The sequence below is a fragment of the Staphylococcus sp. HMSC056G08 genome, assembly GCF_001812305.1.
GTDB lineage: Bacteria > Bacillota > Bacilli > Staphylococcales > Staphylococcaceae > Staphylococcus > Staphylococcus simulans.
In genome coordinates this window covers 57,438-67,718 of record NZ_KV808440.1, presented here as the reverse complement: position 1 = coordinate 67,718, position 10,281 = coordinate 57,438, and the positions used below count along the sequence as shown (strand labels likewise).

10 protein-coding genes are annotated in these 10,281 nt (G+C 37.0%); 8 read left to right on the top strand and 2 right to left on the bottom strand.

The window, feature by feature from the left end; genetic code table 11:
- Nucleotides 1–83: 83 nt before the first annotated feature.
- The 6 genes from gltC to HMPREF2846_RS01970 all read left to right on the top strand — a co-directional run bounded on the left by gltC (nucleotide 84) and on the right by HMPREF2846_RS01970 (nucleotide 4,557).
- Nucleotides 84–968, top strand: coding sequence for a glutamate biosynthesis transcriptional regulator GltC (gene gltC / locus HMPREF2846_RS01995; protein WP_070625448.1), 885 nt, complete (start codon nucleotides 84–86; stop codon nucleotides 966–968).
- 198 nt (nucleotides 969–1,166) lie between these two features.
- The gene (locus tag HMPREF2846_RS01990; protein WP_070625447.1) at nucleotides 1,167–1,562 is read left to right on the top strand and encodes a hypothetical protein; all 396 of its coding nucleotides are present in this window, start codon (nucleotides 1,167–1,169) and stop codon (nucleotides 1,560–1,562) included.
- A gap of 95 nt (nucleotides 1,563–1,657) precedes the next feature.
- Entirely contained in the window at nucleotides 1,658–2,770 is a 1,113-nt protein-coding gene (locus tag HMPREF2846_RS01985) for a YibE/F family protein (protein WP_002480384.1), read from the top strand.
- The gene (locus HMPREF2846_RS01980) at nucleotides 2,767–3,549 is read left to right on the top strand and encodes a YibE/F family protein (RefSeq protein WP_002480383.1); all 783 of its coding nucleotides are present in this window, start codon (nucleotides 2,767–2,769) and stop codon (nucleotides 3,547–3,549) included. The genes HMPREF2846_RS01985 and HMPREF2846_RS01980 overlap by 4 nt, the downstream gene beginning before the upstream one ends.
- An 80-nt stretch (nucleotides 3,550–3,629) precedes the next feature.
- Nucleotides 3,630–3,902 carry a hypothetical protein gene (locus HMPREF2846_RS01975; RefSeq protein ID WP_002480382.1) on the top strand — a complete coding sequence of 91 codons (273 nt, stop codon included), beginning with the start codon at nucleotides 3,630–3,632 and terminating at the stop codon, nucleotides 3,900–3,902.
- 358 nt (nucleotides 3,903–4,260) lie between these two features.
- Nucleotides 4,261–4,557, top strand: a complete 297-nt coding sequence (locus HMPREF2846_RS01970; RefSeq protein ID WP_002480381.1) for a HesB/YadR/YfhF family protein — start codon at nucleotides 4,261–4,263, stop codon at nucleotides 4,555–4,557.
- 89 nt (nucleotides 4,558–4,646) lie between these two features.
- Here the strand turns inward: HMPREF2846_RS01970 and HMPREF2846_RS01965 are convergent, their stop codons facing one another.
- Nucleotides 4,647–5,654, bottom strand: a complete 1,008-nt coding sequence (locus tag HMPREF2846_RS01965) for a LysM peptidoglycan-binding domain-containing protein (protein ID WP_002480380.1) — start codon at nucleotides 5,652–5,654, stop codon at nucleotides 4,647–4,649.
- Between the two features lie 518 nt (nucleotides 5,655–6,172).
- On the opposite strand from HMPREF2846_RS01965, the gene HMPREF2846_RS01960 reads away from it, so the two are divergent.
- On the top strand, nucleotides 6,173–8,650 hold the full coding sequence (locus HMPREF2846_RS01960; RefSeq protein ID WP_070625446.1) for a 5'-nucleotidase C-terminal domain-containing protein: 2,478 nt from the start codon (nucleotides 6,173–6,175) through the stop codon (nucleotides 8,648–8,650).
- 90 nt (nucleotides 8,651–8,740) lie between these two features.
- Here the strand turns inward: HMPREF2846_RS01960 and HMPREF2846_RS01955 are convergent, their stop codons facing one another.
- A complete protein-coding gene (locus HMPREF2846_RS01955; RefSeq protein WP_002480378.1) occupies nucleotides 8,741–9,520 on the bottom strand; it encodes an arylamine N-acetyltransferase family protein in 780 nt (259 codons plus the stop codon).
- 106 nt (nucleotides 9,521–9,626) lie between these two features.
- Here HMPREF2846_RS01955 and merB point away from each other — a divergent pair, with 106 nt between their 5' ends.
- Entirely contained in the window at nucleotides 9,627–10,226 is a 600-nt protein-coding gene (gene merB, locus HMPREF2846_RS01950) for an organomercurial lyase (protein ID WP_070625445.1), read from the top strand.
- Nucleotides 10,227–10,281: the final 55 nt, after the last annotated feature.

Sequence of the window (10,281 nt, the reverse complement as noted above, 5' to 3'; positions counted from 1 at the left end):
ATAGGAGGGGATTCTTCTGTTCAATTCAAAAATTAGATGATATCATTCTAATAATTAGAACAATAAGTGTGGTGCAGAAAATCATGGAATTTAAACAACTTAAATACTTCATTGAAGTTGCTAAAAGAGAACATTTATCTGAAGCTGCTTTAGAACTGAACATTGCGCAATCAGCCATCAGTCGCCAAATTTCACAATTAGAAGAAGAATTAAATACAAAACTATTCAGAAGAGAAGGCCGAAATATTTATTTAACTGAAGCTGGTCAACGCTTTATGACCCAAGCAACAAAAATTGTCGAACAATCTGAACAAACTTTAAATATGTTTCGACACGAACAAGAAGCTGAAGCTAAACGTATCAAAATCGGTTATGTCGAAAGCTATGTCTCACAACTCTTAACATTACTCATACAAAAATTTGAAAAAGAACATACAACAACACTCCTCCCTATGAGGCAATCAAATGAAGCATTATTGAAATCAACTCTAAATCGTGATTTAGATGTAGCATTTGTTGATTTAACTTCTTCATTAAAGAAATATAATGAAATTGAAATCATACCGTTATTCGAAGATAACTATCAATTATATGTGCCAAAACAAGATCCATTAACTGCGACAGTCAATCCGCCTTTAAAACAACTGAATACACAACCGATATTTTTAATGACAGATTTACCTCAGCAACTGATACATCTTCTTGAAAACACAGCGAAATGTACTACATATCGTATTTCAACTGAACGTTTAGCAAACTATTTATTGAGACATAATCGCGGTTATGTCATTACACCACAATATATTGCTTTACCAGAAAGCGAACAGTTTGTACGTTTAAGCCTAGCGCACACAGAACTCAAACGAACGTTATGCGTAATCGTCAGAAAAGATAATCATAAACCAGAACTGACTGCTTTACTCAAAGAAATTACTACCCTGCTTTCTCATACTTCGGTTTATCATTAAAATGAACAATAATATTCTGTTCTTATTAAAACCTCTACGACATGTCGATATAATTCGGCTCACCGTAGAGGTTTCTTTGTTTGTTAATTTTGACTCTTAAATCATTTGAATTTCTATTAAACAAACGCTTCCAAAAATGACTACTTTATTATAGATTTAAAGTTATAATACAAATAAAAGATAGAAAGGAACTTTTCAATGCGTTACAAACTTAAAGAAAAAGATTTATTAGAATGTTTGAAACTTCATCATCCAGAACATGAATTTAAAGAGGGACGCTTACTCGTCGGTCAAAACAAACGTAACAATTTAGAAATTTATTATTTAAGAGAAGAAGATTTTTTCGCGGTGGTGACGGTTGATTTCTTCACTTTTGATTTCCTTGAAATAGCACTCGTAGACAAGACAAGCATTGATGAAATTTATTTGAAAGATGGTTTGCTGTATAGAAAAATGTTTGTGAAGGTCGGCGATGAAATCGTGAGATATAGTACATCTCGAATGTTGCTCACGGACTTCCAACAAGCACATTATAATAAGTTCATTGACGGACAAAAAGAACGCGTTATTTATAAAGACGGAAAGTTTTTGTAAAAATAATAAATTTGAAATCATTGGCATTCTGCTTCCATTAAGCTTATAATCACGTTGTTAATATTTGATTGAGAATCTTAGAAAGGGTGACGGTTATGTCATTCAAACAAAGACTGCATCAGCCGTTTTCTTGGGTGTTGATCAGCTTTGCGGTTATTTTTATCGCAAGTCTGCTATTCACATTATTTAATGCCCGTTTTTACCACATGCCTATTGGTGAAATTACAAAAATTCATCACCAAAAGTCGGTTGATGTAACGGATGAACATCATAATCAAGATACAAAATATACGGAACAGCTTAACTTCAAAGTATTAAATGGAAAGTTCGAAGGTCAAACCGGAACCATTAAGCACACTTATTATCAATCACAAGTGGACTCTGAAAAGTTTCATGTGCATAATAAGGTGCTGTTACATATTAATAAGCATCCGAATGATGCGACGATTATAGAAAAGAAACGCGATACATTAGTGGTAGCCATCACTGGTATCTTCTTACTGATAGTATTATGGGTTGGCCGCAAAGTCGGCATACAATCAATTTTATCGCTGATTATTAATAGTGGCGCTATCTTAGGTGCCATTGCGATTCACAATGCGGTACCCTCAGTCAGTCTCTTTTGGTTAATGAGTTTGGCAGTGATACTAGCAACTGTCATTACATTACTGTTAGTCACAGGTTGGCATTGGCGGACACTCATTACCGTTATCAGCACTCTATTCGGCACCTTTATTTGTGTCGGTATTGCAGAGTTGGTGATTCAAGCTACAGGCGGTTCTGGTATTAAATATGAAACGATGGATTTACTGACATTACCGCCTAAAGAAGTCTTTATGGCTTCAGTAATTGTCGGTACATTAGGCGCTGTGATGGATGTAGCAATTACTATCGCAAGCGGTATGTATGAAATCAAAGAACGTACACCTGCGATTGATTTAAAAAGATGGGCACTAGCCGGCCGACATATCGGCCAAGATATTATGGGTACGATGACTAACATCTTACTCTTCTCTTATTTAGCAGGCAGCTTACCGATGATGTTGATCTATTTAAGAAACGCCAATACGATTACCTACACTATTTCTATGAATTGGTCATTAGAAATTGCACGTGCGCTCATTGGCGGAATTGGTATTGTGTTAACGATACCTGTCACGATTTTATTAATGGAACTCTGGGTGAAAGTAAGGGGTGAGCAAACATGAATGCGGTAGTTATTTTAGCCTTAATTCTTTTGATTTTAATGATCATCTTCGGTGGTAAGAAAGGCGCTATTTCTTACGCCATGTTATTTCTGAACTTTGTCTGTGTATTGCTTGCTTTGATTGCGATTGTATTGCAGTTGCCCATTCCGATTATCGCTTTAATCTTCTGCATAGTAGTCGCAAGTTTGAACTTATTTGGTTTAAATGGCAATAATGTTAAAACACAAGCTGCCTTTTATAGTACTTGTATTACGACACTTGTTTTATTAAGCGCAATATATCTAGCCGTGGCATTCGGTCATTTACAAGGGTTTGCGGCCGAACAACAAGACGAAACCTACGTTTACTCTATGAATATCGGTATTAACATGGTTCAGTTTATGGTCTTCACCACCTTGCTTGCGGTCATTGCGGCAGTGGTAGACCTTGCCATAACAATCAGTTCACCAATGTATGAATTAAGCGAAACGAACCCTGAATTAAATCGACGAGAATTGTTTAAGTCAGGCATGCGTATAGGCAGAGAAATTTTAGCTACTTCCGCAAATACCATTTACTTAGCATACTTTGGCGGCCAATTAACATTATTCTTTTGGTTCTTTAAATTGAATTACTCTTTCGGCCATATCATTAACTCTAAAATATTCGCACAAGAATTTGTTTCTATCCTATTTGGAGGTATCGCGGTCGCGATGAGTATACCGATTACTGCCTGGATAACTGCTTGGCTAATCAAACGTCAAACAAAAGCTAAAGTCGTTCAGACTACACAAAACTAAGGTGAGTCAATCTATCGTCATACATTTTGCGCAATGTTATAATGTGTAGGTATCTAATCAGGATAGGAGGTTTATTTTTCATGGCAAAACAACCTAAATCAAAATTACGTCGTTTATCTAATACGTTAAATATTGTCGGTTATGGTATTGAAGCTTATAATGCTTATGCCTATGATTCTAAAAATCGTAAATTATCAAGCATCGGTTTAGCGATTAACGTCACAGGAGGCATTCTTGATTTCTATACAGCATTAAAATCAGGACGCTTCCTTACAAAAGTATTCTCTTTCGCAAACTTGGCAACAGTCGTTGTCACTTCTTATAACCGCTTCAAATCATTAAAATCAAAATAAATTTAAAATGAAGGCTCTATTTTATGTCACTTGGATATAAAATAGAGCCTTCATTTTTTCGATGATACAACTTATTACATTTATTCTATTTGAAGTTCCACTGAATTAAATCGCTGTCTTTGGTAGTTATGACAACCTATTCATCCAACTTAACACACAAAGTTTCACTTTCATTCAACTAATTTGTCCAATCTATTACAACTGATTATCAATTCATTTTTTAATAGCTTTAAATACAGATTGTGCAAGACTTTTCTTCAAAAGACTGCTATAATCGGTGGTAAATAGAGATATATTTCAATAGTACTTCTGCCTATCGACACAGTTTAGTATGCAGCAACACCTAGGAGGTAACAACATGAAACTTCAAATCACTGACGAAGCATTGAAATGGTTTAGAAACGAATTAGACTTAGAGCCAGGAGATAAGGTCAACTTCTACGTACAAGCTTATGTACACACTGGTTTACATGAACATTTTACAACTGCATTCAAGATTGAACCGCATGACAAAAACGCATCTGTATCAGTTACAGTCGACCGCATCACATTCTATATCAACGATTCTGATGAATGGTTCTTCAAAGGGCTAGACTTATTAGTAGATTACAACTCTGAAACAGATGAAATTGAATACAAAAGCACAAAACTATAAAATAACGAGAGGTATTGGTATAACCAGTTCCTCTCGTTTTTCATATTAAAAACCCAGAGGCCTATCCACCTCTGGGTTTAACATCCAAATTAATGAATGAAATTATAATAGCCGACTTGGCTTGCTGGAATTGTACGGTAAGTTGTGTAACCTGGGTTGCCTGTAAAGTTCATTTCAGACACCAATACACTGCCGTCACCATTAATACGTTCTACGAAAGCAACATGGCCGAAGTAACCTGCATCTGATTGTAAGATTGATCCTACTGTCGGGTTACGGTCTACTGTGTAACCATCTGCACGTGCTGCATTGTCCCAATTGTATGCATGCCACCAGTAAGTACTGATTGGTTTGCCGATTTGAGCACGACGGTTAAACGTATGCCATGTACATTGACCCCAGTCGTATAAATTAGAGTGATTGAAAACTGGTGAATAGTATCCACCTGTTGATGTTGATACACCTGGTGATGGCGAATTTGTATTCGCTGCAGTTGTACCTGTCACTTTTAATTTTTGACCTGGATAAATAAAGAAGTTATTCAAACCATTTAAACTCATAATGTTTTGGTAAGTTGTACCGTATTTAGATGCGATCAATGATAATGAATCACCTGGTTGCACTGTATATACTGAACCACCTGAAACACGTGTCGTATTAGAAGTTGTCGTACTGTTAGATGCTGTACCTGACACCTTCAATACTTGTCCTGGATGAATTAAGAAACCGTTTAAACCATTTAATCGCATAATATTTTGGTAAGTTGTACCGTATTTAGACGCGATTAATGATAATGAATCACCCGGTTGTACTGTATAAGTTGAACCACCTGAAACTGATGATCCACCTGAAGTACGTTGACTGCTTGTATTAGCAGAACCAGCTACTTTTAAGACCTGATTCGGGAAGATTAAGTTTGAACTTAAGTTGTTTAATGATTTAATGTTCGCAATTGACGTATTATGACGTTGAGCAATTGACCATAAAGAGTCACCAGCTTGGACTCTATAAGTCGTAGCTGCATCTGCAGCTCCAGCTGTTGCGATAGCGGAAACCGCACTTGTTCCTACAACAGCAGCAATAATTTTCTTTTGCAATGGAAATGCCTCCTGACAATAGTATATTCTCTCTTTCAGTCTTGAATCTTCTGTTCTGCCCCAACAGAAGTTCAATAACCGTTTTCTCTCTTTTCCACCTATACACTTAATTATTATACACATCATTGAGCAAGGCTATATTATTATTAGATGACATTTGTATTACAAAAGATTCTTTTAACTTTTTTAAATAGTAATGTAAGCGCTTAACTTATTGATATAATAGCTTTGTGTAGACCTAATAATCCTGAATCTCATACTATTCGTATCTCTTCTATTTAATACATTTTTGAAAGATTACAGCCTCATAACGTATTCAAAAACCTACTTTTCAAGAAGACTTTCTATCCTTTATTATCCAATACAAAGCTTCATCATATTAATCACACAATTTGATTAAATAATTTACAAAATTAACAAAAAGACAATACCCCTCTACAACTTTCATTGATAAGATAGTGTTGTATGCATGACATGCATATATAACTTCATACGAGATATAGAAAAGGAGGCTCCTCATGCACAAGCTACTTATCAGAACCTGCTTCTTAGTTGCGATGTTGTTCATGGTATTCAGTTTCACAAGTTTTGCGGCAGAAACAACGCAACCTGAAACTAATACAACAGATGTAAAAGTCGAACAGCCGGCACCGACACCTGCATCTGACACAACAACGCAATCAACACAAGCAACACCTGAACCTGTTCAACCATCAGCTTCACCAGAACAACCTGCAGAAGATGTTGCGTCAAAGACTGATTCAAATGAACCGGCAGTGACAACAGAACAGGCACCTACAGATAAAACAACACCACCGGCAACACAAACACAGACGGTTGAACCTAAAACAGAAGCAACTGTTCAATCAAATGAATCAGCGCAAAAGACAGCACCTTCAACTGAAGCTACTCCAGATACAACACCAGCTGTATCTGAACCTAAAGCAGCTGAACCGACACCTACAACGACACAACACACGAAAATTCTTCACACGAACGATATGCATGGACGTATCTTAGAAGAAGACGGACGTGTCATCGGGATGGCTAAATTAAAAACAGTCAAACAACAAGAAAATCCTGATTTAATGTTAGATTCTGGTGATGCTTTCCAAGGATTACCAATTTCAAACAATACGAAAGGTGCAGACATGGCAAATGCTATGAACGAAGTAGGTTACGACGCAATGGCAGTCGGTAACCATGAATTTGACTTCGGTGTTGAACAAGCACAAAAGTACAAAGAACAATTAAACTTCCCTATTCTTTCCGCAAATACATATAAAGATGGGAAGCTTATGTTTGACCCTTACACAATCGTGAACAAAAATGGGATTAACTACGGCATTATCGGTGTGACGACACCAGAAACAGCTGTCAAAACACACCCAGATAACATTAAAGGTGTCACATTTACAGAACCGATTCCTGCTGTCCAAAACATCATGAATCAAATTAAAGCTCAAACAGATATCTTTGTTATTTTATCCCACCTAGGCATTGATCCTTCAACTAAAGCAGAGTGGCGCGGAGATACACTTGCGGATACACTCGCACGTGACCGTCGTTTCTATGACAACGAAATCATCGTATTAGACGGCCATTCTCACTCAGTTATTGAAAATGGCAAAATTAATCGTAATACTTTACTAGCACAAACAGGAACAGCACTCGCTAATATCGGTAAAGTTGAATTCGATTATCAAAATGGAACTATCTCTAACTTGAATGCATCATTAATCAACGTTAAAGATACAGCAGATGTTACACCAGACCCTGCTTTACAACAACAACTTGATGAAGCTAAAGCGAAATTCGAAGCTCAAGTTTCAGAAGTAATTATTCCTAATAATACAATTCAATTCCAAGGTGAACGTGATGACGTGCGCAGACACGAAACAAACTTAGGTAACGCAATTGCGGACAGTATGGAAGCATACAGCCAAAACGGCTTTTCCCATCCTGCTGATTTCGCAGTCACAAATGGAGGCGGAATCCGTGCTTCTATCGACAAAAACCAAGATGTTACACTAGGCGATATCATTACTGTCTTACCTTTCGGCAACACGATTTCACAAATCCAAGTCAAAGGGACAGATATCGCAAAAATGTTTGAACATAGTTTGAGCGCACCTGTTGAAAATGGACAATTAGGCGCTAACGGCGCGTTCTTGCATATTTCTAAATCAATTCGTGTTTATTACGATATTAATAAAGCACCTGGCGAACGCGTGTTAAAAATCGAAGTATTAAACAAACAGACGCAACAATTTGAAGCGTTAGATCCTAACCGTATTTACTACATGACTACAAATGACTTTACCGCTTCAGGCGGCGACGGTTACGACATGTTAGGCGGTTTACGTGAAGAAGGCGGCTCTTTAGATAAAGTCTTCTCAGATTACTTAAGAGAAGCAGACTTATCACAATACGACACTGACAAAATCAGCCGTATTATCAACGGTCAACCACCTGTGGCACAAACAGAGGAACAAGCAGATACAGAAACACAACCAGCGACTGGCGATACTGCACAACCAGCACCAAATACAACAACACCTGCAGTACCGACACAACCAGCATTACAACCTGTCGCAAGCACACAAACAACGCAACCAACAGCTTCAACTTCAAATGTAATTCCGTTCCCTGCAGCTACAACAACAGCACAAGCAGGTACATCACAAGTTAATGCGTCACAAAACAGCGCATCAATGACAGCACATCAAACAACTACAGCACAGGTTAACTCAACTGTGACAAACCTAGAGACAATTCAGTCTCATCTAACAACAAAATCTTCAAATGTTTACCCATTGCATGCCAACCATGCACAACAACAAGCTAAAACAGCTTCAACTACGAAAAATGACTCAAACACTGAACAGACTTTACCGGATACAGGAAGCAATGATCTTCCAGTATGGCCAATCGGTTTAGTACTGACAGGTTTAGGTGTGGCATATATCTCACGCAAACGAGATCATGCGGCATAAAAAACACAGCACAACTTCTGATTTTTCAGAGGTTGTGCTGTTTCTTTTTCTCACTTATGATTTTACTGTTTTCATCTCATAACTGTATGACTATTCAAATGTCTGAATCGTCATTTCAGGAATTCCAAAGTACTTTTCTAAGAATGCTTGATAATTATCAGGCGTTGTATCTTGAACAGTCTTCTCACCATTGACCAATAATGTTAAATGATTTTCAGTCAACGTATTACGTCCGACTTCGGTTGCTATTGTGATCAATAAACCTTGCACAAAGATAGAATCTGGACTGGATTGGTTAAATTCAATGCCATCTTTAAAATCATCTAATTGTTTCGGCTCATTTAATACACGATAACTAGTCTGCCATTGATGATTATCATTAGACCATTTTTCAATATCATAATGTGTCTCATCGACGTGATGCACACGATAACTGCCTGTCACGTCCTGCATACTCGTTTCATCCATCGGCAACGCAAACTTCGGCATATCTCCAAAACCGACATCTACAACATACGGTACACCTTCAATTACGACTTGAAGTGACATATGCGAACCTTCACGCGCCCACCCTTTTGGACTTAACACAGTTGCAGATAATGCCTTCACTTCAAAACCTTTATATTCCAGATAATGTTTAAAGAAATAATTCATTTCATAACAAAAGCCTCCACGTTGTTCATCAACAACTTTATGCATCATCGCTTCATCTGTTAACGCAAGCGGCCAGCCATTTTGTACATTGATATTCTCAAAGGGTACATGCAGCGCATATTGTCTGATATAGGCATTTAATGTTTCTAAACTTGTATCATGGTATTGGTCAGTATCTATTTCTAAATATTGTTCTAGTCTTGCAAAATCCACCATACTTTATCTTCCCTTTCTATATATTTTGTTTTATTTGTTTAATATGTTTAATAGGCGTAGAATTAAATTGAAATGAATACGATTAAAGAGAAAGGAGTCGTTTTAGATGCATTACTTTAATTTTGATGCGTTACTTACACCGCATGAACATCAACAAAGACAATCTTTAATTCGAGAGATTGTTAAACAACCGACTACTCCCCCTGCATTTACAGACGCTTATCAAACATTACATGATAAACATGTGATTGTTGTACAAGACCACCTTATCACTTGTCTCTATCCTTTTTCGACACATCCAACTTCATTTAAAGTTCAGCTTTCAGATCATACCACTGTCTATGCGATGTGTGCGATTGATGCATTAGGCATTCATTATGCCTTGAATGAACCGATTCATATAGAAGCACAATGCGCAGAAACGAAAGAACCGATTCAAATCTCACTTAAAAACGGTCAACTTAACACTGAGAATCCAGCTATCTATGTATTATTTAAAAACTTATGTTCAGAAACACAGTGTGCAGACAGTTGTTGCCCTGAAATTCAATTTTTCATCAATAAAAACGCATTAGATCAATACTATCACACACATATCAATCAAAATATTGCGGTCGAAAATCATACAACTTATCACGCTTTACCACTTACTGAAGCCGATACGGTTGCTAAAGAGATTTTCGAAATTCGCGAAATCAATGAATAGCAAATTGCTTAAATAATAAAGGTGCCTCTCCGACTTGGAAGGCACCTTTATCTAT

Excerpts from the sequence above, each read along its gene's own strand:
- gltC (WP_070625448.1), top strand. The coding sequence starts at position 84 with ATGGAATTTAAACAACTTAAATACTTCATTGAAGTTGCTAAAAGAGAA.
- HMPREF2846_RS01990 (WP_070625447.1), top strand. The coding sequence starts at position 1,167 with ATGCGTTACAAACTTAAAGAAAAAGATTTATTAGAATGTTTGAAACTT.
- HMPREF2846_RS01985 (WP_002480384.1), top strand. The coding sequence starts at position 1,658 with ATGTCATTCAAACAAAGACTGCATCAGCCGTTTTCTTGGGTGTTGATC.
- HMPREF2846_RS01980 (WP_002480383.1), top strand. The coding sequence starts at position 2,767 with ATGAATGCGGTAGTTATTTTAGCCTTAATTCTTTTGATTTTAATGATC.
- HMPREF2846_RS01975 (WP_002480382.1), top strand. The coding sequence starts at position 3,630 with ATGGCAAAACAACCTAAATCAAAATTACGTCGTTTATCTAATACGTTA.
- HMPREF2846_RS01970 (WP_002480381.1), top strand. The coding sequence starts at position 4,261 with ATGAAACTTCAAATCACTGACGAAGCATTGAAATGGTTTAGAAACGAA.
- HMPREF2846_RS01960 (WP_070625446.1), top strand. The coding sequence starts at position 6,173 with ATGCACAAGCTACTTATCAGAACCTGCTTCTTAGTTGCGATGTTGTTC.
- HMPREF2846_RS01955 (WP_002480378.1), bottom strand. The coding sequence starts at position 9,520 with ATGGTGGATTTTGCAAGACTAGAACAATATTTAGAAATAGATACTGAC.
- merB (WP_070625445.1), top strand. The coding sequence starts at position 9,627 with ATGCATTACTTTAATTTTGATGCGTTACTTACACCGCATGAACATCAA.